This window comes from Nonomuraea sp. NPDC049695, from assembly GCF_040674955.1.
GTDB lineage: Bacteria > Actinomycetota > Actinomycetes > Streptosporangiales > Streptosporangiaceae > Nonomuraea > Nonomuraea helvata.
Genome location: NZ_JBFANV010000107.1, coordinates 1 through 21,322, shown reverse-complemented (window position 1 = coordinate 21,322; position 21,322 = coordinate 1). Strand labels below are relative to the sequence as shown.

Annotated in this window: 19 protein-coding genes and 1 pseudogene; 10 read left to right on the top strand and 10 right to left on the bottom strand. The window is 71.3% G+C overall.

The annotated features are described in order from the left end of the window. Position 1 precedes the first annotated feature (1 nt). From AB0J64_RS49185 to AB0J64_RS49170, 4 genes are read left to right on the top strand one after another with little or no spacing between them, the layout of a single operon-like run. Complete coding sequence (locus AB0J64_RS49185; protein WP_364043580.1) at positions 2-2,884, top strand: hypothetical protein; 2,883 nt, start codon at positions 2-4, stop codon at positions 2,882-2,884. After that, positions 2,884-4,995 carry a glycoside hydrolase N-terminal domain-containing protein gene (locus AB0J64_RS49180; RefSeq protein ID WP_364043578.1) on the top strand — a complete coding sequence of 704 codons (2,112 nt, stop codon included), beginning with the start codon at positions 2,884-2,886 and terminating at the stop codon, positions 4,993-4,995. Before AB0J64_RS49185 ends, AB0J64_RS49180 begins: the two co-directional genes overlap by 1 nt. Continuing rightward, on the top strand, positions 4,992-6,464 hold the full coding sequence (locus tag AB0J64_RS49175; RefSeq protein WP_364043575.1) for a glycoside hydrolase family 43 protein: 1,473 nt from the start codon (positions 4,992-4,994) through the stop codon (positions 6,462-6,464). The genes AB0J64_RS49180 and AB0J64_RS49175 overlap by 4 nt, the downstream gene beginning before the upstream one ends. Further along, the gene (locus AB0J64_RS49170) at positions 6,461-7,171 is read left to right on the top strand and encodes an alpha/beta hydrolase (protein WP_364043572.1); all 711 of its coding nucleotides are present in this window, start codon (positions 6,461-6,463) and stop codon (positions 7,169-7,171) included. The genes AB0J64_RS49175 and AB0J64_RS49170 overlap by 4 nt, the downstream gene beginning before the upstream one ends. Positions 7,172-7,185: 14 nt before the next feature. Here AB0J64_RS49170 and AB0J64_RS49165 read toward each other — a convergent pair whose 3' ends face one another. From AB0J64_RS49165 to AB0J64_RS49155, 3 genes are all read right to left on the bottom strand, one after another. After that, positions 7,186-7,557, bottom strand: coding sequence for an ATP-binding protein (locus tag AB0J64_RS49165; protein ID WP_364043569.1), 372 nt, complete (start codon positions 7,555-7,557; stop codon positions 7,186-7,188). A 237-nt stretch (positions 7,558-7,794) separates the two neighbouring features. Further along, positions 7,795-8,424: a response regulator transcription factor gene (locus tag AB0J64_RS49160; RefSeq protein WP_364043566.1), complete on the bottom strand. Its 630-nt coding sequence runs from the start codon at positions 8,422-8,424 to the stop codon at positions 7,795-7,797. Continuing rightward, positions 8,364-9,470, bottom strand: a complete 1,107-nt coding sequence (locus AB0J64_RS49155) for a hypothetical protein (protein WP_364043563.1) — start codon at positions 9,468-9,470, stop codon at positions 8,364-8,366. The genes AB0J64_RS49160 and AB0J64_RS49155 overlap by 61 nt, the downstream gene beginning before the upstream one ends. Before the next feature lie 121 nt (positions 9,471-9,591). Here AB0J64_RS49155 and AB0J64_RS49150 point away from each other — a divergent pair, with 121 nt between their 5' ends. After that, positions 9,592-10,584, top strand: a complete 993-nt coding sequence (locus AB0J64_RS49150) for a hypothetical protein (protein ID WP_364043560.1) — start codon at positions 9,592-9,594, stop codon at positions 10,582-10,584. Here AB0J64_RS49150 and AB0J64_RS49145 read toward each other — a convergent pair. The 3 genes from AB0J64_RS49145 to AB0J64_RS49135 form a co-directional block, all read right to left on the bottom strand. Then, positions 10,551-10,745: a DUF5708 family protein gene (locus AB0J64_RS49145; protein WP_364043557.1), complete on the bottom strand. Its 195-nt coding sequence runs from the start codon at positions 10,743-10,745 to the stop codon at positions 10,551-10,553. The genes AB0J64_RS49150 and AB0J64_RS49145 overlap by 34 nt on opposite strands. A gap of 106 nt (positions 10,746-10,851) precedes the next feature. Then, complete coding sequence (locus tag AB0J64_RS49140) at positions 10,852-11,220, bottom strand: barstar family protein (protein ID WP_364043554.1); 369 nt, start codon at positions 11,218-11,220, stop codon at positions 10,852-10,854. A gap of 7 nt (positions 11,221-11,227) precedes the next feature. Further along, complete coding sequence (locus AB0J64_RS49135) at positions 11,228-11,641, bottom strand: ribonuclease domain-containing protein (protein WP_364043551.1); 414 nt, start codon at positions 11,639-11,641, stop codon at positions 11,228-11,230. A gap of 204 nt (positions 11,642-11,845) precedes the next feature. Between AB0J64_RS49135 and AB0J64_RS49130 the strand changes: the two genes are divergently transcribed. Further along, positions 11,846-13,048 carry an alginate lyase family protein gene (locus tag AB0J64_RS49130; protein ID WP_364043548.1) on the top strand — a complete coding sequence of 401 codons (1,203 nt, stop codon included), beginning with the start codon at positions 11,846-11,848 and terminating at the stop codon, positions 13,046-13,048. 113 nt (positions 13,049-13,161) lie between these two features. On the opposite strand, the gene AB0J64_RS49125 is transcribed toward AB0J64_RS49130, so the two are convergent. Then, positions 13,162-14,940: a bifunctional metallophosphatase/5'-nucleotidase gene (locus AB0J64_RS49125; protein WP_364043545.1), complete on the bottom strand. Its 1,779-nt coding sequence runs from the start codon at positions 14,938-14,940 to the stop codon at positions 13,162-13,164. Positions 14,941-15,053: 113 nt separating this feature from the next. After that, positions 15,054-15,968 carry a helix-turn-helix domain-containing protein gene (locus tag AB0J64_RS49120; protein ID WP_364043542.1) on the bottom strand — a complete coding sequence of 305 codons (915 nt, stop codon included), beginning with the start codon at positions 15,966-15,968 and terminating at the stop codon, positions 15,054-15,056. A 208-nt stretch (positions 15,969-16,176) separates the two neighbouring features. Here AB0J64_RS49120 and AB0J64_RS49115 point away from each other — a divergent pair, with 208 nt between their 5' ends. Together AB0J64_RS49115 and AB0J64_RS49110 are read left to right on the top strand one after the other, a co-directional pair. Next, complete coding sequence (locus AB0J64_RS49115) at positions 16,177-16,440, top strand: hypothetical protein (RefSeq protein WP_364043539.1); 264 nt, start codon at positions 16,177-16,179, stop codon at positions 16,438-16,440. Positions 16,441-16,446: 6 nt separating this feature from the next. Further along, complete coding sequence (locus AB0J64_RS49110; RefSeq protein WP_364043536.1) at positions 16,447-17,820, top strand: serine hydrolase; 1,374 nt, start codon at positions 16,447-16,449, stop codon at positions 17,818-17,820. Here AB0J64_RS49110 and AB0J64_RS49105 read toward each other — a convergent pair. Both AB0J64_RS49105 and AB0J64_RS49100 read right to left on the bottom strand, forming a co-directional pair. Further along, positions 17,817-18,482 (bottom strand): response regulator transcription factor, encoded by a 666-nt coding sequence (locus AB0J64_RS49105; protein WP_364043533.1) that lies wholly within the window; start codon positions 18,480-18,482, stop codon positions 17,817-17,819. The genes AB0J64_RS49110 and AB0J64_RS49105 overlap by 4 nt on opposite strands. After that, positions 18,475-19,638 (bottom strand): histidine kinase, encoded by a 1,164-nt coding sequence (locus tag AB0J64_RS49100; RefSeq protein ID WP_364043531.1) that lies wholly within the window; start codon positions 19,636-19,638, stop codon positions 18,475-18,477. The genes AB0J64_RS49105 and AB0J64_RS49100 overlap by 8 nt, the downstream gene beginning before the upstream one ends. A gap of 131 nt (positions 19,639-19,769) precedes the next feature. Between AB0J64_RS49100 and AB0J64_RS49095 the strand changes: the two genes are divergently transcribed. Further along, positions 19,770-20,789: a hypothetical protein gene (locus tag AB0J64_RS49095; RefSeq protein ID WP_364043528.1), complete on the top strand. Its 1,020-nt coding sequence runs from the start codon at positions 19,770-19,772 to the stop codon at positions 20,787-20,789. A gap of 162 nt (positions 20,790-20,951) precedes the next feature. After that, positions 20,952-21,322, top strand: a pseudogene (locus AB0J64_RS49090) (DNA-directed RNA polymerase subunit beta); the annotation flags it as partial.

Here is a 21,322-nt window from a genome sequence, read left to right as displayed (position 1 = left end):
CATGACCCACGGCATCAGCCGGAGGACCGTGCTGGCGTCCTCCGGCGCGCTGGCCGCCGCCACGTGGTTATGGAACGGCGAGGCCGCCGCCGCCACGTCACCCCGTGAGAAGCCGCTCGACGTGGTGGTCTTCGGTGACGAGGCCTCCGAAGCCGCCCACGCGGTGACCGCCGACCGCTCGGAGGTCGTGACGGGCGGGCTCGGTCAGCCCGCCCGCGTGCTCAACCCCCAGGAACCCGCCGGGGTCTGGGGCGGCACCGTCGCCTTCACCGTCAGGTGCGTGCCGCGCGGCACCACGTACGTCACGATCAAGCTCTGGGGCGACGACCACGCCGCGAGCGAGGCCGGCCAGTCCCGGCTGCAGCTCTTCTGCGAGGGCAGGCAGGTCGGCCACTACCACCTGGGCGCGGTCGACCCGCTGGACATCCTCAGCCTGGACGCCCACTCGCCGGGCCGCTTCCACTTCCACACGCTGCCGCTGCCCGAGGCGATGACGCGCGACCGCGAACAGGTCACGCTGGAGATCAGATCGATGGGCCGGATCTGGGGCTACGGGCAGAACGCCACCGAGTTCTACCGCTCGATGGACAAGCCGGGCCGCCCCTTCTACCGGATCTACACCCATGCCGAGCCGTACTTCCCCGGTGACGAACTCCAAGGCCCCGCGCCTGATGCGCCCGCCCGGCCCGCACCGGGACCCGAGGTGCTGGAGCAGATCAAGGCGAGGGTGCTGACCGAGCACCGCAACTGGCTGAACGGCAATCCCGCCTCGCTCGACTCCTGGGCCTTCCAGGGACTGGCCGAGGGTTATCACTGGCCCGAGAGCCCCGCGTACCGCAGCCCCGACGCGATCGACCAGGTGCTGGCCGCCATCGACGCCCGCTACACCAAGTGGCTCACGGACCCGACCGTGCTGACCGCCTCCGACCAGCAGTGGGAGGGCTTCGCCAAGGTCGGCATGGCGCTGCTGCTGCTCCGTGACGTCCTGGGCGACCGGCTGGAACGCCCGGTCGGCGGCCGGGCCGTGGGCGCGCCCAATCCGGGCTTCGAGCGCGGCGGCACCGCCCCCGCCTCCTGGAACACCGCGATCTGGCGCGGCACGGCCACCTGGCTCTGGGACGACACGGTCAAGCGCGGCGGCTCCCGCTCGGTCAAGGTCGCCGCGGCCGCCGGCGCCGCCGCGGGCTGGAACACCGCCCAGAACCGCACCCTCATCGGCCAGGGCAGGCACCGCTACGGCGTCTGGGTCAGGACCGAGGACGTCGTGGCCCCGGGCGCGTACCTCGACGTGCTCTTCTACGACGCCGCCGGGAAGATCGTCGGCACCGACAACAAGTTCTACGCCCCCACCGGCACCCAGGACTGGACACGGATCACCGCCGAGCTGACCACCCCGGCCACCGCGGTCGAGCTCCGGCTCGACGTCCGGGTGGAGGGCGGCGGCACCGCCTGGTTCGACGACGTCGAGGTCACGCCGCTGGACGGGGCCACCCCGCCGGACCAGGGCGACCTCCCGGTACGGCGGGACGCCTACACCAGGATGCTGGCCGATTCCGTCTCGTACTGGCGTCAGCACATGCCGCACTACAGCAACCAGGTGCAGATCTGTGCGCTCGGCATCTACCGCTGCAACCGCGCCCTGATGCTGATAAATCCGGATAAGGCGCCGCTCACTGAGGAGAAGGCCCGCGACTACATCCACCAGGCCGTCGGCCTGAAGCCGTTCCTCGGCCACGAGGACGCCTCCGGCGCCCCCAGCAAGCTCCTCGGCGAGCACTTCTACCAGGTCACCAGGAAGGGGCTGACCAGGGAGCTGGGGTACGTCGGCAACTACGGCGAGGTGACCGACTGGCTCATCCTGCTCTACGAGGCCGTCACCCGCTTCGACGGCCTCGAGGACCCGGAGCTGAAGGCGCAGCTGATCAAGATGATCAACGCGCGGGCCGTCTTCCGCTACCCCGAGGTCGACAACGACGGCTACCGGACCATGCGCATGGAGGCCGCCGTCGGCTGGCGCGACGACCACTATCCGGGCGACGTCGTCTACGCCCAGCGCCTGGCCTGGGACGGCCACCCCGTCATGGCCGCCGCCGTCCTCGGCGACCCGTCGATCGCGGGGCACGCCCAGCGCATGGTCGCGGACAACCAGCTCTTCGGCCACCTCGACCTGCTGCTCACCAACACCTGGCCGCGCGTCGGGCTCAACGCCCTGCGCCTCGTCCAGCGCGACTGGCCCGCCTTCCAGGCGCTTCCCCAGGCCGGCACGCGTTTCCCCATGGACTGGGACGCCCCCGCCTTCGTCTTCTCCGACGAGGAGAACGGCGTCGTCGCCATCAAGAACGGCAAGGAGATCCTCTACGCCTCCCTCTACTGGCGCGCCCGCCAGGCCGTCAACAACCTGGCCCGCGTCCACCACATCACCCCGGACACCCACCGGGTCGCCACCATCCGCCAGCAGTGCCAGGTCACGCCCACCGGCGAAACCTGGACCGAGGCCGACTGGGTCTGCTTCTCCTTCGCCATCAACGACCCCGCCGCCTCCCACATCCCGCCAGGCGGCTTCCCGCCTCCCGGCCCCGGACTGCACCAGGCCTTCGCCGGCGAGGTGCTCAAGGTCGGCCCGCACCCCGCCGACGTGCCCGACCCGGCACTCGGCGTGGACTTCCCCGGCGTCGAGAAGCTCTTCGTCGGCAAGGCGCAGTTCTACCGCTGCTCGTACGGCCGGTACCTCATCGGGATGAACACCTCGGAGGACCGTTCGCGCACCCTGCATGTGACCGGCTCCGGTCACGCCCGTAATCTCGTCACCGGCCGCCGCGTCCCCCTCGGCCGCCCGATCGAGGTGGGACCGCTCAGCACCGTGGTGCTCTACCTGGAGGACTGATGCACTCCTTGCTCGACCTGTCGCCCGCGCTCTCGTGGGAGGACGCGTTCCTCTCGGGCAACGGCGAGGTCGGGATCATGGTGTACGGCGGCCCGCGGGAGGAGCGGGTGGTGGTCAACCACCACCGGTTCGTGCTGCCCAACGGCACCCGCGACCGCCGCCCGCCCGCCATCGCGCACCTGCTGCCCGAGATCCGCTCCCTGCTGCTGGCCGGTCGGCCGGTCGAGGCCCAGGCGCTGGCGGCCGACGGCCGGAGCCTGGAGTGGACCCAGCCGTTCCATCCCGGCTGGGAGCTGGTGATCTCACGGTCCGCGTCGAGCGGGGAGTACCGCCGCACCACCGACTTCGCGACCGGCGAGGTCGTCACCTGTTCGCACTGGGCCTTCGTGTCCCGGGCCGACGCGGTCGTCGTCCAGCGCCTCACCGGTGATGTCACCCTCCGCCTGACCGGCGACCTGCCCGGCAGGCCGGAGACGGTCCGCTACGAGACGGCGGCCGGTGAGCAGGACGGCCAGGTCTTCCTGCGGATCCGCGGCGCCTACCCGCCTGAGGGCCGGGGCGCCGCCGGCTTCGAGGGGCTCACCCTCGTCCGGCCGCGCGGTGGGACCGCCGTGGTGGAGGGCGACACCGTGACGGTGACGGGCGCGGCCGAGGTGCTGCTGCTGACGAAGGCGGCCCGGCACGACGAAAGCCCGCCCGAGCCGCTTCCTGCCGCCGGCATGGGAGGCCTGGCCGACCTGGGAGCTCTGGCCGACCTCGGATACGACGGTCTGCTGCGCAGGCACGTCGCCCGGCATCGCCCGCTGTACGAGCGCGTCACCCTCGACCTGGGCGCGAGCCCGGAGGAGCGCGCCAGGCCGGTCGGCGAGCTGGCCGGCGCCGCGCTGGTGGAGCGGATCTTCCACGCGGGCCGCTACCTCCTGCTGAGCTCGAGCGGGATCCTGCCGCCCCGGCTGACCGGCCTCTGGCTGGGGGCGTGGGGAGCGGCCTGGTCGGGCGACTTCACCACCGACGCCAACCTCAACCTCCAGATGGCGGGCGTCAACATCGGCGCGCTGCCGGAGCTGATCGACGGGTACGCGAACCTCATCCGGGGCCAGATCGACCACTGGCGGACCAACGCCAGACAGATCTACGGCACCAGGGGCATCCTCGCGCCGAGCCGCACGGACGGGGAGAACGGCCACCTGTTCCACCTGAACGCCGACTGGCCGTGGACCATGTGGCTGGCCGGGGCGGACTGGCTGCTGTACCCGCTGGTGGAGCACGCCGAGACCACCGGCGAGCCGGTCCCCGAGCTGGAGGGGTGGCTGGCGGAGTGCCGCCTGTTCTGGGAGGACTTCCTCGCCGGGACGGACGGGAGCGTGGTGCCGTCGTTCTCGCCCGAGGTGGGGCCGGGCGGCGGGCCGTTCGCCTGCGTCAACGCCACCATGGACGTCGCGGCGGCCAGGCACGCGCTCGGCGGCTCCCCGGTGAGCGGGCGGCTCGCGCCGTACCGGATCGACGACAGAGGTGCGCTGGCCGAGTGGATCGCGGACGTGCCGCCGTACGAGGATCATCGGCACGTCAGCCACCTGTACCCGGTCTGGCCGCTGCACGAGATCAACCCCGACGACACGCCCGAGCTGGCGGCGGCCGCTCGCCAGGCCCTCCTGCTCAGGGGCGACGAGGACGGTTCGGCGCACGGGAGCCTGCATCGGGCGCTGGCGGCGGCGCGGCTGAAGGACGGGGAGCTGGCCTGGGCGAATGTCAGGAAAATTCTGGACAACGGGATGTTCTTCGACTCGTTGATGAGCTCCCACAACCCCGGCCGGGAGACCTACAACGCCGACGCGGCCATCAGCCTGCCGGGCGTCCTCCTGGAGCTGCTGGTCCACTCGCGGCCGGGCGTCGTCGAGCTGCTGCCCGCGCTGCCGTCCGCGCTCGGGCGGGGCCGCGTCACAGGTGTCCGCTGCCGGGGCCGGGTGACGGTCGAGGAGCTGACCTGGGGTGACGGCGTACGCGCCAGGCTCACCTCGCCGGTCGGCCAGACTGTCACGGTGATCCATCGTGCCTCGGGTCTGCGCCGAGAAGTTGAGCTGCCAGCTGGAAAGAGTGTGGAGATCGCATGATCCGCAACCCCGTACTGCCCGGTTTCCACCCCGACCCGTCGATCGTGCGGGTGGGGGAGGACTACTACCTGGCCACCTCGACCTTCGAGTGGTACCCGGGCGTGCGCGTCCACCACTCCCGCGACCTGGTGAACTGGCGGCCGCTGGGCGGCATCCTGACCGAGCGCAGGCTGCTCGACCTGTCCGGCGTGCCCGACTCGGGCGGCGTCTGGGCGCCCGACCTGACCTACCACGACGGGCTGTTCCACCTCGTCTACGGCGTGATGGACAACTACGCGCTCGGGTACAAGGACATCGCCAACTACCTGATCACCGCGCCGTCGATCGAAGGGCCGTGGTCCGACCCGGTGCGGCTGCCCGGCCGCGGCTTCGACGCCGCCCTCTACCACGAGGACGGCCGGAGCTGGCTGCTCAACATGGTCTTCGACTCCCGGCCGGGGCGCGGGTTCGCCGGGATCGAGCTGCAGGCCCTCGACGGCGGCAAGCCCGAGCTGATCCTGCCCAACCGCAACATCAGCGAAGGCCCGCACATCTACCGGATCGACGGCTGGTACTACCTGATGGCGGCCGAGGGCGGCACCGGCTACGAGCACCGGGTCACGGTGCTGCGTTCCCGCTCGCTGTCCGGGCCGTACGAGGAGGACCCGGCCGGGCCGATGCTCACCTCGCGGCACGACCCGAGCCTTGAGCTGCAGAAGGCGGGCCACGGCTGCCTGGTGCAGACGCAGACGGGGGAGTGGTACGTCGCTCACCTCGTGGCCCGGCCGTACCACAACCGCAGGTGCGTGCTCGGGCGTGAGACCGCGCTGCAGCGCGTGGTCTGGGAGGACGGCTGGCCGCGCGTGGCGGGCGGCGTGCCCGCCGTCGACGTGATCCCGCCCGCGCTGCCCGCCCATCCGTGGCCGGCGGCCGAGGACGGGACCGGGCTCTGGCCGGACTGGAGCACGCTGCGGCGGCCCGCCGCACCCGACTGGCTGAGCGCCGACGCCGGCGGCTTCACCGTCCAGGGCGGCCAGTCGCCGTACGGCCTGCGCACCCCGAGCCTGGTGGCCCGCCGGGTCACCGCGCAGAAGTGCTCCCTGGAGGCCGTCATGCGGTTCGAGCCGGACAGCGTCCACCAGTCGGCGGGCATCACCGCGTACTACAACTCGCGTAACTGGCACTACCTCGCGCTGACCACCGAGGGCCTGGTGCTGACCACCAGCGACCGGGGCACCCGCACCGAGCACCTGCTCGGCCCGGCGGGACCCGAGGTCAGGCTGCGGGTGGAGTTCGACGGGCCGGTCGTGCGGTTCAACGACGGCCCCGAGTTGGACGCGACGATCGTGTCGGACGAGCACGCCGACGAGTTCGTCGACGGTCACGTGCGCTCGTTCGGCTTCACCGGCGCGTTCGTCGGGTTCTGGGTGCAGGACCTGGCGGGCGAGGGCTGCGCGGCGCGGTTCGAGCAGATCCGATACGGCACATGAACGTGCACGTGGAGACGCGGGGGCACGAAGGGCCTGCGCTGCTCCTGGTCCACGGCTGGGGCGGCGACCACCGGGTGTGGCACGCGCTCGACTTCGGCGAGCGCCGGGTGATCGCCCCCGATCTGCGCGGCCACGGCAGGTCGCCGGCCCCGGCGACCGGATATCGGCCTGCCGACCTGGCCCGTGACCTGCTGCCGCTGCTGGAGGAGCCGGTGGTGGCCATCGGGCACTCCATGGGCGCCCAGGTGGTCACCGCCCTGGCGGTCGAGCATCCGGAGCTGGTCAGCGCGCTGGTCGTCATCGCCCCCGCGTACGGCGCGGACGAGGCGGAGGAGCGGCTCATCCCCGGGCGGCTGGCGGCACTGCGCGCCGACGGTGCGGCCGCGGCGCTGCGTCAGCTCGGGCCGCTACCAGGACCGATCACCGGGCAGCTGCTGGCCACGCCCGGTCATGTGCTGGCCGAGTGCTACGCCGGGATGTACACCGAGCCGGGGGCCTTCGGGGTGCGCCGCGCATCCGAGCGCTACCTGGCCGGACGGACCTGCCCGGTGCTCGCCGTACACAATGTGCCGGAAGCCGCGAAGTGGGAGGCGGGCCTGCCCGGCCACCCGCGATCCACGACCGTGGTGTGGCCGCAGGCCGGGCACTTCCTGCACCTGGAGCACCCCGCGGAGTTCGTGGACCTGGTGCTGTCCGGATGGTGGTGAAACGGCCCGGCTCGTCAGCTCCGTAGCGCGCGGGCCGGGACGATCCCCGTGACGGTGGTCCCCTCGCCGGACACCCTGTTGACCGTGAGCTCCCCGCCGATCTCGGCGAAGCAGGCCTTCATCACGGCCACCTCCCGGTCGGCCTCACCGTCGGCGAGGCCGTGGCCGTCGTCGCTGACGGTGAGGCGCAGGCCGCTCAGGCTCAACGTGACGGCGATCGAGACTGTCCGGGCGCGGCCGTGCCGCTCGATGCCGGTCAGCGCCTCCTGCACCGCGGCGAACACGTTGCGGGCGGCCGGGCCGGGAACGTCGCCCTTGGGCAGGGCCCAGACCTCGACCGCGACACCGGAGCGCGCCGACCAGTCGTCCAGCAGCTTCTCCAACATCCGCGCAAGACCCTCAGCCTCATGCGACTGCTCGTCCAAACGTTCCAAGATCGCCCCATCGTCGTGAATGTCGGCGAAGATGGCCAGACCTGGAGTCTCACGCCGTTTCTGCACGGCAGTCAGACCACCGCCGCCGCGCAGTTTCGTCCCCCTGTGTCCCAGATGCTACACGGATCACCGGGCGAGAGCGGGTCCGTTTACGCGCTCGCCCCAGGGGCCACGAACAGCTCACCGGCCTCATGGCTCGGCTCTGCCGGTGGCCCAGGCCCAGGCGGCGATGCCGACGCGGTTCCTGGCGCCGATCTTGCGCTGGACGGTCGCGATGTGGTTCTTGACCGTGCCCGGCGAGAGGAACAGCTCCGCGGCGATCTCGGCGTTGGTCCTGCCCTGCGCCACCATCACGACGATCTCGTCCTCACGCTCGGTGAGGACGACGTCCGGCCGTTCGTGCGGCAGGCCGCGCTCGCGCAGCAGCCGGACGGTGAGCTGGGGGCTGATGAGCATGTCGCCGTTCATCGCGGCCCGGACGGCCTCGACCAGCAGTGTGGGGCCGGAGCGCTTGAGCACGAACCCGGAGGCGCCGTGCCGCAGCGCCGCGTGCACGTACTCGTCGAGCCCGAACGTGGTGACGATCACCACGTGGATGCCCGTGCCGGCCAGGGCGCGGGCCACCTCGATGCCGTCGGCCCCGGGCATGCGGATGTCGGCGAGCACGACGTCGGGCTTGATCGCCCTGGCGGTGTCGATCGCGGCCCGGCCGTCGGCGGCCTCCGCCACGACGGTCATGTCGGGCTGGGCGTCGAGGATCAGTCGGAAGGCGCCGCGGATGCCTTCCTGGTCGTCGGCGATGAGGATGCGGGTGACCACCCCGGCGATTGTGCCAGCGGCAGGCGGGCGGCCAACGACCACCCGTCCCGTACGGCCTCCGCCACCAGGTCACCGCCCTGCTCCTGGACGAGCGCCGCCAGCCCGGCCAGACCGGACCCGCCGCGCCGCCCGCCGCGGGCTCCGCTCACGCCGTCGTTGGCCATCGTGATCTCGAGCGCCCCGGATCCGGCGCTGACGGCGAGGTCCACCCTGGTGGCCTGGGGAGCGTGCCGCCGTACATTCGTCAGTCCTTCGACCACGATCCGGTACGCCAGCGCTCCGAGCTCCGCGGGAACCGCCACGAGCGGATCCATGCGCAGGCTGACCTGGGCGGCGCCCGCGGCGGAGAAGCGCTCGGCGGCCTCGCGGATGCCGTTCAGGTCGCCCGGGGGTGACAGGGGCCGGTCGTGGTGCAGCATGTCCAGGGTGCGGTCCAGCATCGACAGGGCCCGCTGGCCCGCCGCTTCGACGCGTTCGAGCGCCCCCAGCGGATCGCCCGTGACCGTGCCCGCCTGGGCGTGCGCCACCATCTCGCTGATGTCGTGGGCGACGAAGTCGTGCAGATCCCCGGCCAGCCGCAGTCGCAGGGCGGTACGGGCGTCGGCCACCGCGCGGGTCTCCCGTACCTCGACGTGGCGCAGGTAACCGCCGACGGCGGCGGCCACGATTGCGCCCAGGCCCCAGAACGCGCAGACACCCACCCCTTCCAGCGGCGACGCGGGGGTGAAGGAGCGCAGCAGCCACACGGACGCGGCCAGGCCCGCCGCCGGGGCCGCCGCGGCGGCCTGCCGGGGCGGCGCGTACCGGACGACCAGGCCGGTCAGCGCCATGAGCGCCAGGCTCTCGAACATCCACAGCACGCCGGCGTCCGGCGCGGGCTCGATCGCCCCGAACAGGCAGGCCAGCGTGACGGCCAGGGAGACGGCGACGGCCGGCCAGACCAGCGCGGGCAGCCGCGACCTGAGCCGCCGGCGGAACAGCACGGTCGCCACCGCCGCGACGGGAACCAGCGCCGGCACGAAGGCGGTCACCCACATCAAGCTCACCGCACCGAGGATAGGCCCCACGCGCGGGGATCCACGGGGTGCCGAACGGCACGTTCAGCGGGAGCAGCGGGTGCCGAACGGCATCTCACCCCGGAAGGGGCCGGGCCGCGACGCTGAGCACATGGAAACTCTTACTTCGTCCTGGCGGGGTTACGCGGCGGCGGTGTGGGCGCTGGCCTACGGGGTGCTCGGCGCGGCGTGGGCGCTCGGGGCGCCCGGCTTCCCCTGGGGCGGCTCGGATCCCGATCCGGACGGGGCGCTGTCCGTCCTGGCCGGAACGACGCCGCGCTTCGGCTGGTGGATCGCCGCCTTCGCACTGCTCACCATGGTGACGGCGCTGGCGCTGACCCGCCGGGGCGGCGGCCGGGCTCCGCTGTTCGTGGCCTGGCCGATCGCCGCGCTCCTGGTCCTGGTGATCCCCGACTCCCGGCTCATGATGGGCGTCGCCTACACGCCCCTGCTGCTGGTCGCGCCGGCCTTCGGCTGGAGTCTGGGCGGGGCCACGTTCGCCGACGCCTGGCCGTGGCCCGTGCTCAACCAGCTCCTCTGCGTCCTCGGCGGCCTGCTGCTGGCCGCGGCGGCGCTGGCCTACGGCCGGGGCAGGTCCCACTGGTTCACCCCCGCGCGGGGGCGCACCGCCACGTACGTGGCGGCCGTGGTGCCGCTGGTGTACTGCCTGACCCGGTGGGCCTGGGCGCTGGGCATCCCGCTCGGGGTGAGCCGGGAGTTCCTCGCCGAAGGCGAGGGCGGTCTCTGGCTGGCCGGGGCCTACCTGGCCACGTTCGGCGCGCTCGGTGGCGTGCTCACCCTCGGCCTGGCGCAGCCGTGGGGCGAGATCTTCCCCCGGTGGATCCCCGGCCTGCGCGGCAGGCGGGTGCCGCCGCTGCTGGCGGTCGTCCCGGCCGGGTTCGTCTCGATCATCGTCACCGTGGCCGGGCTGACCTACATCCGGTGGACCATCGCCGGCCGCTTCGCCCTGGCCGAATGGGGCGCGTGGCTCCCGGAGTGCTTCTGGCCGATCTGGGGCGCCGCCCTGGCCGCCGCCGCCGTCTCGTACCGCCTGCGCCGCAGGCGCGCGCCCTACGCCACGTCGTCGCCGCGCACGCTCTTGTAGACCCCGTACAGGGTCTCCAGCCCGCCGAGCACCATGAGGACCACCCCCACCTTCGACGGCGTGAAGATGAAGATCTCCTCGTCGAGCCCGAACAACCACAGCGCCAGCCCCACCACGAAGGTGGCGGAACCGGTGATCAGCGTCTTGCGGGCAGAGGCCATGGGGAATCCCTTTCTAGCGTGTGGAACCTCCGGAAACGCTAGTGAAGGGCACGGTCGCGGTGCTTCCTGCGGACTGAGGAGATCGCGTACATCTTTCGGGTGATGTTCAGGTCAGCGCGTCGGCGGCGCGCTGCCGGAGCAGAGCCTCGTGGGCGGGGTCGGTGCACAGCGTCACGGTCAGCCCGCACTCGGCGGCGTCGGCGAGCACGGCCAGCAGCATGGCGAACTGCTCGGGAGGCTCGGCGCCGAGCAGTTCCTCGGCGTGCTCCACGAACAGGGCGACCGCGCCAGTGTCGCGCAAGGAGTCGGTGAGCGCGTCCCAGTTGCGGCCGAAGTAGCCGGGCAGGCGCAGGGCCCGCGCCACCTCCTCGAAGAAGGCGGCGCGGGTCCGGCAGGCCCGCCCGTCGACCACCGCCGGCGCCGGGCCGGCGGACACCGTCAGCCAGTGCGGCAGTGGGCGTGCGGCAGAGGTCATGGGAGTCCTAGAGCCGGTAGAAGTCGGTGTAGTGGTTGGGTGAGAACCACACCGCGCCGGTGCTGCGGTTGACGACGATCCGGTACGCGTCACGCGCGGCGCCCCGCGCCCGGGAGTACACGTCGTACTCATAGTAGGTGGCGCCGCTGGGGAGCTGCCCCTCGCGGTTGTAGAAGCGCCCGCCGGTGTAGTTGTACTTGCCGTCCGGCCACGAGTACCAGCCGCTCGAGGTGGGGTAGCCCTTGGAGGACCAGATCGAGCTGGCCGAGCGCGCGTCGGCGCACCGCGAGATGGTGCAGGAGTTGTAGACCGTGGCCCCGGCCGGGGCGATGCCGACCAGGCCGATGACGGAGACGATGGCGGCGAGGACGACGGTGAGTCGTACCGCCCAGGACGGTCCAGGGCGTTGCGGAGTGTGCACGAAGCCTCCTTGTGGGGTGCGACGGACACCGCAATGATCACCGCTCAAGCCAGGCTCGACCAAGACAAAGACTCCGAAAGTATGGTGAATTTTCGCAAACGGTCCGCGCGGGTGTCGGCGCGACAGTTGGGTCTTGTCAAGAAGTGGTGTCAGGGCTACGATCTCACCAAATTTTAGGAAACTTTCCTAAATAAGGAGCGTGTCGTGGTCCGTCTCCCTCGTCGCGGCAGCCTGTTATCACTCGGGATCGCGCTGGTCATCACGTTGATCACCGGCGTGACGGCACCGCCCGCGGCCTCGGCCCGGAGGGCGCCCGCCGCCTTCGTCCATCCCGGCGTGCTCGTGAGCAGTGCCCAGCTCGACTTCGTCCGCTCCAAGGTCAACGCCGGCGCCCAGCCGTGGAAGGGCGCCTACGATCAGATGATCGCGAGTTCGCTCGCGTCCTTGTCGCGGACCCCGAAGCCGCGGGCGGTCGTGGAGTGCGGCCCGTACTCCAACCCCAACAACGGCTGCACGGACGAGCGCCAGGACGCGCTGGCCGCGTACACCGCCGCCCTGGCCTGGTACATCTCGCGGGACAGCCGGTACGCGGAGAAGGCGATCCAGATCATGGACGCCTGGTCCGCCGTCATCACCGACCACACCAACAGCAACGCGCCGCTCCAGACGGGCTGGGCGGGGTCGTCCTGGCCCAGGGCGGCCGAGATCATCCGCTACACCTACACCGGGTGGTCCGCCACGGGCGTCAACCGCTTCGCGACCATGCTCAGGAACGTCTACCTCCCCGAGGTCATCAACGGCAGCCTCCGCACCAACGGCAACTGGGAGCTGACGATGATGGACGCGGCCATCGGGATCGCGGTGTTCCTGGAGGACCGGGCCGCCTATGACAAGGCCGTGAGCATCTTCCGGGCTCGCGTGCCCGCCTACATCTACCTCACCGGCGACGGAGCCTTCCCCAGGGGGCCGGCGGGCTCCGGCATCGACACGCGGGCGGAGGTCGTCGACTACTGGCAGGGCCAGGACACCTTCGTGGACGGGTTGGCCCAGGAGACGTGCCGCGACTTCACCCACACCGGGTACGGCCTGGCGGCGACCGCGCACATCGCCGAGACCGCCAGGATCCAGGGGCAGGACCTCTACCCGGAGATCGCCGACCGCCTGCGCCACGCGCTCGGCCTGCACGCCAAGTACCAGCTCGGGGCGGCCGTGCCGGCGTGGCTGTGCGGCGGGAGCCTCACCCTGGGCCTGGGACCGGTCACCGAGGTCGGCTTCAACGCCCTGCACAACCGGATGGGCATCGCGATGAGCAACACGCAGACCCTCACCGAGCGACAGCGTCCGGCGGGCACCAACAGCCTCTTCGTGGCCTGGGAGACCCTCACCCACGCCGGCAACCCGAACTAGGCGAGCACCCGGCCCTCGACATGCCCGCACCACGAGCGGCCCGTCGAGACCGCCGCCTGCCTGTCCGCCTCCCTCCAGACGGACAGGCAGGCGGACAGGCACGCGGGCAACTCTCAGGGTGCCGTCGCGGTCACCCGGTCGAGGGCGGGAGGCGCGACCGTCCCGTTGGCCTGGAGATAGGCGCGGAAGGCGTCGTAGTCGCGCGAGCACCGCACCGGATCGGTGAAGCCGCTCAGCGCGCCGAATCCGTCCGCTCCGATCAGCGTGTACGCCAGAGCGGCCACCCGGTAGGTCCGCCCGGTGTCCAGCGGAGCGCCGCCGATCAGCACGTTCGCGGGATCCACCCGGTCGCCGACCGGCCGCGAGGCGTCATAGGAGAAACGCACGCCGGACGAGACGGCCAGCGGGCTGAACCGCACCGTGCCGTCGGCCTGCGTCTGCCACTGCTGCTCCAGCGCCTGCTCGAGCTGCTGCCCGGTGAGGGAGACGGTGAGCACCGGGTTCGCGTAGCCGAACGTGGCCCAGGACTCTCCGAACAGGACGGTCCCGTCCGCGTCCGCGGCATTGCTCCCCTTGGCGAAGCGCAGATCGCCGCGCAGGCTGTTGGAGCCCTTCAGCGGCGCCGTCGCCACCAGCGCCAGGTCGACGGGTCCGCCCGCGGTGCGCACGGCGTCCGCGTACTCCACGTCGGCGACGAGGTTGCCGAGCGTGCTCTCGCCGTCGGCGGCGCGGGTCCGGGTGATGTCACCGCTGATCCTGCCGACTGGGCGGGCGTACGTCTGCGCGCCCCTGGTCTTCCAGTGGTCGACGAGCCGCGCCGCCGCCGGGTCCGGGGTGACGTCCCGGGTGACCGGGTGGTTCACCGAGGTGGTGGCGGAGCGGATGACGTCTCCCGTGCTCGGGTCGATCTTGAGGTTGATCTCGTTGATCAGGCGTCCGTGGTTGGCCGCCTCCACCACCGGCCGGGGATTGCCCGCCGGGTCCGGGACCACGCAGTTGAACAGCGCGTGCCAGTGGCCGGTGACGATCGCGTCGATGTCGGGGGAGGCCTGCCTGGCGAAGTCGAAGGCCGGCCCCGAGGGGTTGCTGCCGCAGCGGTCGTAGACGTCGCCCGCGGTCCCGCCCTCGTGCATGTTGACCACGATGGCCTCGACACCCCGGCGCTTCAGCTCGGCCGCGTACCTGTTCGCGGTCTCCACCAGCGGCAGGTTGTCCAGCGCCGGCTGGTACGACGTCGAACCGGTGACGGTGGTCGGGGTGGTCAGGTTGATGAAGCCGATCCGGACGTCCTTGCCGCCCGCCGCCTTCGCGTGCTTGATGACGTACGGCTGGAAGATCGGATCGGTGGAGCCCCTGGGGGTGATGTTGGCGGAGGAGATCGGGTAGTCAGCGCCGCGGAAGCGGCGGCCGGTGGAGTCGGTGAAGCAGCTGTCCACGTCCACCTGACCGAAGCAGCGGCCCTTGCCCATGTGGTCGCGCAGGAACTCGAGCGGCCGGTCGAGCTCATGGTTGCCCACCGCCGAGAACTCCACGCCGATCGAGTTGAGGAACTCGACGGTCGGCTCGTCCTCGTGGAAGGCCACCTCGGTGGGCCAGCCGCTGAAGTCGTCGCCGGTGGTGAAAGTGATCGAGTTCTCGTGACCCTGCCTGAGGTTCTTCAGATGCGTGGCGATGTACGGGGCGCCGCCCACCACGATGCTCTTGCCCGCGGCGTCCTTCACGGTGCCGTTCGCGGCGTCGTTCTGCGGGGTCAGGTAGCCGTGGAAGTCGGTGATGGACAGGAGCTGGACGTCCACGGGTAACTGCGCGGCCTCGGCCGTGCCGGTCGGCAGGACCATGGCCGCCGAAATAGCCGTGACCGTCGCCCAGCGCCGGAGGCTGCTCTGCTTCATGAGTACCTTCACTTGCTCTCGCTTGCTGGCCGCGGTATTCGATCACGGGCGGATGACGTACGTCGAGCCCCTGACTGCCGAGCAGGTGAAGAGCTGGGGAAGCCGGGAGGGGGTCAGCGGGCGCGGAGTGCTTCGCGTTGCGCCGGGCTCAGGCGGTCCGGCCTCGTGGTGACGGAGTATGTGCCACGCCCGGTGCGGTGCAGGGCAAGCGGGTCGGCGATGGCCGGACGCTGGTCGATCGCGTCCAGGGCGCCGATGGCGCGCTCCCGGGGCCAGTCCAGCGCTGTGGCGAGCTCGTCCATGGTGAGTGGCCGAGCGGCGTGGAGCAGGGCGGCGATCATCGTCAGCGCATCGCCCAGGACGGCGTCCGTGAGGCGGCTGCCGCCCATCAGGTCGCTGATGCGGGCGAAGAACTGAGCCATCTGGCCCAGCCGGGTCCCGGCGGGCGTGGCGGCGCCGAAGATCTCGATGCCATGCCGCGCGGCCTCCGCGAGGTCGGCGTGCGCCCCGGTGTCGGCCCGCCAGGCCCGAAGCCAGACGTCGTCGTCGATGAAATAGCGCTCGCGGCGCCCGCCCGGATCCGGCCTTCGCCCGACGAGCTCCATCCCTTCCAGGTAGCCGATGGCCTTGGACACCGACGCCGGGCTGACCTGAAGCCTGCGGCCCAGCTCGGCGGCCGTCAGGCTCCCGGCGTCGGTCGTGAGCAGGCAGACGAACACCCGGGCGGGCATCCGGGGAAGGCCGGTCCCGGACAGCAGGATCGCGAACCGGTCCACGAAGCCGCGCACCACCTCGTCGGCCGGCGCCTCCGCGACCTGGATCGGCCCGCGCCGGCGGGCGCGCCGCCCGGCCGCCTGCTGAGCGCGGTCGGCCAGGTAGGCGCCGGGGCCGCCGTTGCGGGCCACCTCGCGGCTGATCGTGGAGGTCGGCCTGCCCAGTCGCCTGGCGATCTCGGCGTACCCCAGCCTCTCGGCCAGCCAGGTCGCGATCCGCAGGCGGTCCTCGTGGGTCAGCCTGCCTCCGGGCATCGGCTCTCCTCTTCCTGCTGTCGACGGGATTTCGGTCCAGTGTGGCGTTAACCGACAGGACATTGCAACGGCAGATTGCATTTTCGGGCATAGCAGTTGCAACGATCGGCGGAAATGCCTAGTAGTGAGGGAATTTACGCGTTGACGCGGTATGAAATGCAACGTAGCCTTTTCGCGTTCTGAAAGGTTTGCCAGCTCTGGAGAGGACATGCGGATGCACGTCATGGCGGTTTCCACGATCTCTGACGAAGACCGGTTCTGGGGTTCCCTGAAGCAGGCGCACGGTCGGCTGCCCAAGGGCGCGAGGTGGATCCTGGCGGTGGCGAGCACCGACGGGACCAGGGCGGTGAACGTCATCGTGCACGACTCGGTCGACGGGGTCAGAGACTTCGTCGAGGGGCACGCGGGCTCCTTCGCCACGACGGAGTACTTCCAAGCCGACGCCGCCAACGCGGTCGGCCTCCCGAAGTAGGCGATCATGGACGTGACGCGCATTCGAGCTCGGCTCTCCGAGCTCCTGGCCGAATACCGGATCCCGAGTGCCGCGGTCGGCATTCTGCGCGACGGAGAGATCACCGACTTCGCCGTCGGCATCAGGAACGTCTCCACGCGGGAGCCCGCGACGACCGACACCATCTACCAGTGCGGCTCCATGACCAAGACGTGGACGGCGCTCGCCTTCATGCAACTCGTCGACGAGGGAAAAGCCGCCCTCGACGAGCCGGTGCGGAAGTACCTCCCCGATTTCCGGGTCGCCGACCCCGGCGTCAGCGCCGAAGTCACGCCCCGTCATCTCCTGAACCACACCAACGGCATCGAGGAGGACTACGGCGACCCCGGCGAAGGCGACGACGTCTATGAGCGCATGCTCGAGAACATCGCGGGCGCACCTCAAGTCCATCCTCTGGGTCACACCCATGGTTACAGCGCGGCCCTGGGCTACGCGATCGTCGCCCGCATCATGGAGGTGATCGACGGCAGAGGCTGGGACGACATCATGAAGGATCGTCTCTTCGGCCCTCTGGGACTGACCGGTACGAGCAGCCGGCCTGAGCACGTGGACCAGGATCGGGCGGCGACGGGGCACCTGATCCGCTCCCTCGACGAGGGGCCCTTCGTCTCACCGCTCGCCTATCTGCCGCGCTCCTTCGGCCCTGGCGGGAACGTCAACTCGACGGCTCGCGACGTGCTCGCGATGGCGCATGTCTTCCTCGACGGGGGAAAGGCGTCGAACGGGAGGCGGATCGTCTCGGCCGAGGCCGTGCGCGAGATGACGCATTCCCGGGTTCCCGTACCCGACCCGTACATGTTCGGGCCTGAATGGGCACTCGGCCTCATCGTGTGCGACTGGCACGGCGAGACCGTCTACGCGCACGACGGCAGCACCATCGGCCAGAACGCCCGCCTGCGGATCCTGCCGGATTCGGGCATCGCCATCACCCTGCTGACCAACGGAGGGCCGCGAGAGAGCTTCTCCAAGAAGGTGCTCAATGAGATCCTGGCCGACCTCGGCGCGGTCACGATCCCGGACCTGCCGAAACCCGATCCGGCGCTGAATCTCGACCTGTCCGCGTACGAAGGCGCCTACGAGCGGCCCGGAGCCCGATACGAAGTGGAGGCCGACGGCGGGAAGCTCCGTCTCACCTTGGCTGTCGATCCCATGCAGGCACGAATTCTCGACAGACCAGAGCGCATCACGTACGAGCTGCTTCCGGTCAGTGAGACGCACTTCTTGATGCCCTCGAACGATCCACTCGAGGACACCCAGACCGTCGCGATCTACGGCTTCGACAACGGAGCGGCGCAGTACCTGCACACCAACTGCCGGGTGAATCCGAGGGCCGGCGGCTAACGGCCCGACGCGTCGTGGACGACGAGGGCGAGCTGGACGCGGTTGTCCAGGCCGGCCTTGGTGAGGATGCGCGAGATGTAGCCCTTCACCGTGCCGACGCTCATGTGCAGCTCGCGCGCGATGACCGCGTTCGGCTTGCCCTGGCCGACGGCCAGCGCCACCTCTCGCTCACGCTCGCTGAGCGTGCCCAGCAGGCGGTGGGCGTCGGCCTGCCGCCGGCTCTCCTCCTCGGGCATCAGGTGAGCGATCAACCTCCGGGTGACGCTCGGCGACAGGGCCGGCTCGCCGTTCACGACCCGTTTGACGGCCTCCACGATCCCCTCGGGCGGCGTGTCCTTCAGCAGGAACCCGCTCGCGCCCGCCCGAAGGGCCCTGAACACGTGCTCGTCGGCGTCGAACGTGGTCAGGATGATGACCTCGGGCGCGTCCCGGCGGCTCCGCAGCCGGCCGGTCGCGTCGATGCCGTCGACGCCGGCCATCCGGATGTCCATCAGCACCACGTCGGGGGAGTGCTCGCCCACCGCGGCCTCGACCTCGCCGCCGTCGGCCACGGCGCCCACCACGAGCAGGTCGGGCGCGCCCTTGAGCATCAGCGTCAGCCCGGCACGGACGAGCGCGTCGTCGTCGACGATCAGCACCCGGATCGGAGCGGCCTCACTCACTGGGCCATGGTAGCCGCGCCAGCAGCCGGAATCCGTCGCCGATGCGCCCGTGCTCCAGGCGTCCGCCCACGAGCGAGACCCGCTCCTCCAGCCCGGCCAGCCCCGCCCCGGCTCCCGTCGAACCGAGTCCCTCCTCCGCTCCGAGCGGGTTGCGCACCTCGATCGTCAGCTCGCCGCCCGCCGCGCCCGACAGGAGCACGGTGACGGGCTCGCCGGGCGCGTGCTTGCGGGCGTTGGTGAGCCCTTCCTGCACCACCCGGTACGCGGTACGCCCCGTCGCCTCCGGCAGGTCGGCGAGCCGTACGCCATGGTCGTGCAGCTCGACCCGCATCCCCGCCCGCCGCGACTCCTCGACCAGCGGCGCCGGCCCCTGATGCGGTTCGGCGGGCTCGGACGTGGAGCCGTCGCGCAGCACGGAGACGACCGTGCGCAGCTCCTCCAGGGCCTGGTGGGCGTTCGACCGGATGACCCCGGCCGCCTCGGCGACCTCGCCCGGCGTCGCCTCCGCGTTGAACTCCAGCGCCCCGGCGTGCACCGCCAGCAGCGAGAGCCGGTGCGCGAGCACGTCGTGCATCTCGCGGGCGAGGCCGAGCCGTTCGGCGCGGCGCGCCTCCTCCGCGCGCAGCCGCTGCTCGGCCTCGGCGCGGCGGGCACGTTCCGCCAGCGACAGCATCAGCTCGCGCCGGGTCCGCGCCAGCATGCCCCAGCCGGTGAGCGCCCCGCCGATCAGCACCGCGACCAGCGCCCACACCGCGTACGGGGCCAGGCCGGGCGGCCGCAGCGCGAATCTGACCAGTGTCGCGGCCACCCACGCCCCGCCCACCACGGCGGCGGCGGGCGGGCGCCGGTAGACCGCCGCGATGAGCGTGGCGATCCCCGCCGCCACCGAGGCCGCGGCGGCCGGCACGGACAGCGCGATGACGCCCAGCCCCGCGGCGACCGGCCACCTGCGGCACAGCCACAACCCGGCGCCGGCCAGGACCCCGCCCGCCACGTCGACCGCCAGGTACCAGCCGGGCACGCCCGGAGCCAGGTCTCCCCAGATGACCGCGGCGGCTCCGGCGAGGGCCATCACGAAGTTGCCTGCGCCGGCCGTCCAGTCGCGCCACGACCGCATCCAGCCGGGTCGCACGTCCTCCACGCGGGCCACGAACACAACCGCAGATCGTAGCCGCCGCCCCCGGCCCCCGGTAGGCAACCAAAGTCACCTCGATAGGTGACCGAAGTGGCCACGGACCGGCTTTTCGGCAGCAGCGGCCGTCCCCTCTCCTCGAGGAGTGTGGACGCATGGTCACCTCCAAGGCACGCGGCCGGTGGGCCGCACTTCTGCTGGCCGTGCTCACCCCGGTCGTCGCCGAGTTCACGTTGGGCAACCCGCCCCTCCGCCAGGCGTATCTGCTGCTCCTGTGGGTGCCGATCTACGGCGCGGGCGCGGTGCTGGTGCGCGAACTGGTGCGCCGTGCAGGCCGGGGCTGGGTGGCGATCCTGCTGCTCGGGGCCGCGTACGGGATCGTCGAGGAAGGGCTGGCGCTGCAGGCGCTCACCAGTCCGACCCTCTACGGCGTGGCCGGCTGGGCGCCCAGGGTCCTGGGCCTGAACAGCGCCTACACCGAGCTGAACATCCCCTACCACGCGGTCTTCAGTGTGGCCCTGCCGATCCTCCTGCTGGACCTGATCTTTCCCGGGCTGCGTCGCCGGCCGTACCTGGGACGGGTGGGACTGGTGATCTCCGGGGTGGTGTTCGTGCTGGGGGCCGTGCTGCTGCGGTTGATGGTGACGGCCGTCATCGACCCCGGCTACCAGGCGCCGCTCGCGGTCGTCGTCGGCTGCCTGCTGGCGGTCGCGCTGCTCGCCGTGATCGCTCTGCGCCTCACCCCGCGACGCACGGGTCCGCCGCCGGTCGCCGCGGGTCCGCCGCCGGGGCCGCTGTTCGTCGGCGGGTTCGGCGGGGTGGTGGTGTTCGGTTATCTGGCACTGCTGTTCCCGTTCGGCGGTGCCGAGCACCCAGCCTTCACGCGGGGCGGTTGGGTGCCGGCGCCGATGGTGGCGGCGGCGGTCCTGGCGGTGGCGGCAGGGTGGCTGCTCAGCCGGTGGACGAGGGGGCAGGCGTGGGGCGACCGGCGCAGCCTCGCCCTGGCGAGCGGCGCGCTGGTGGCGCACACGGCGTTCGGGGTGATCGCCAACGGAGAGACCCTCACCGACCGGCTCTCGCTGACGGCGCTCGGGGTGGTCATGATCGGCCTGCTCGCCCTGCTCGGCCGCCGCACCCGGATCGATATTGACGAATTCGCTGCGCCTGTGAAATAGTGGCCTTGGCAGCGAGGTTGACAGCAATAATAAGTGTGGACATTAGTTTCTCCTTTGCATTATGATGCTCGTCCGCGCTGCCTTTTCACGCCCCGGATTCCACCCGGGGCGTTTGGCGTGCGCGCAGTTCGATTCCATCCGTGCTGCCCGGAAGGACATCTGTTGACAGCCTCGCGCAACGCCTCCGCCGTACCCGCCGGTCCCCGTCGCGTCTCTTTCGCGCGTATCCAGGAGCCCCTCGAAGTTCCTGACCTTCTGGCCCTGCAGACCGAGTCTTTCGACTGGCTGCTCGGAAACGAGAAGTGGAAGGCCCGGGTAGAGGCGGCTCGCCAGGCCGGGCGCAAGGACGTCCCGACCCAGTCGGGCCTCGAAGAGATCTTCGAAGAGATCAGTCCGATCGAGGACTTCTCGGGGACCATGTCCTTGTCGTTCCGCGACCACCGGTTCGAGCCGCCGAAGTACTCAGTCGATGAGTGCAAAGACAAGGACATGACCTTCTCCGCCCCGATGTTCGTGACGGCGGAGTTCATCAA

What these genes read in the sequence shown, in the direction of transcription:
- AB0J64_RS49185 (WP_364043580.1), top strand. Translation starts at nt 2, where the DNA reads ATGACCCACGGCATCAGCCGGAGGACCGTGCTGGCGTCCTCCGGCGCG.
- AB0J64_RS49180 (WP_364043578.1), top strand. Translation starts at nt 2,884, where the DNA reads ATGCACTCCTTGCTCGACCTGTCGCCCGCGCTCTCGTGGGAGGACGCG.
- AB0J64_RS49175 (WP_364043575.1), top strand. Translation starts at nt 4,992, where the DNA reads ATGATCCGCAACCCCGTACTGCCCGGTTTCCACCCCGACCCGTCGATC.
- AB0J64_RS49170 (WP_364043572.1), top strand. Translation starts at nt 6,461, where the DNA reads ATGAACGTGCACGTGGAGACGCGGGGGCACGAAGGGCCTGCGCTGCTC.
- AB0J64_RS49165 (WP_364043569.1), bottom strand. Translation starts at nt 7,557, where the DNA reads ATGTTGGAGAAGCTGCTGGACGACTGGTCGGCGCGCTCCGGTGTCGCG.
- AB0J64_RS49150 (WP_364043560.1), top strand. Translation starts at nt 9,592, where the DNA reads ATGGAAACTCTTACTTCGTCCTGGCGGGGTTACGCGGCGGCGGTGTGG.
- AB0J64_RS49145 (WP_364043557.1), bottom strand. Translation starts at nt 10,745, where the DNA reads ATGGCCTCTGCCCGCAAGACGCTGATCACCGGTTCCGCCACCTTCGTG.
- AB0J64_RS49140 (WP_364043554.1), bottom strand. Translation starts at nt 11,220, where the DNA reads ATGACCTCTGCCGCACGCCCACTGCCGCACTGGCTGACGGTGTCCGCC.
- AB0J64_RS49125 (WP_364043545.1), bottom strand. Translation starts at nt 14,940, where the DNA reads ATGAAGCAGAGCAGCCTCCGGCGCTGGGCGACGGTCACGGCTATTTCG.
- AB0J64_RS49120 (WP_364043542.1), bottom strand. Translation starts at nt 15,968, where the DNA reads ATGCCCGGAGGCAGGCTGACCCACGAGGACCGCCTGCGGATCGCGACC.
- AB0J64_RS49115 (WP_364043539.1), top strand. Translation starts at nt 16,177, where the DNA reads ATGCGGATGCACGTCATGGCGGTTTCCACGATCTCTGACGAAGACCGG.
- AB0J64_RS49110 (WP_364043536.1), top strand. Translation starts at nt 16,447, where the DNA reads ATGGACGTGACGCGCATTCGAGCTCGGCTCTCCGAGCTCCTGGCCGAA.
- AB0J64_RS49095 (WP_364043528.1), top strand. Translation starts at nt 19,770, where the DNA reads ATGGTCACCTCCAAGGCACGCGGCCGGTGGGCCGCACTTCTGCTGGCC.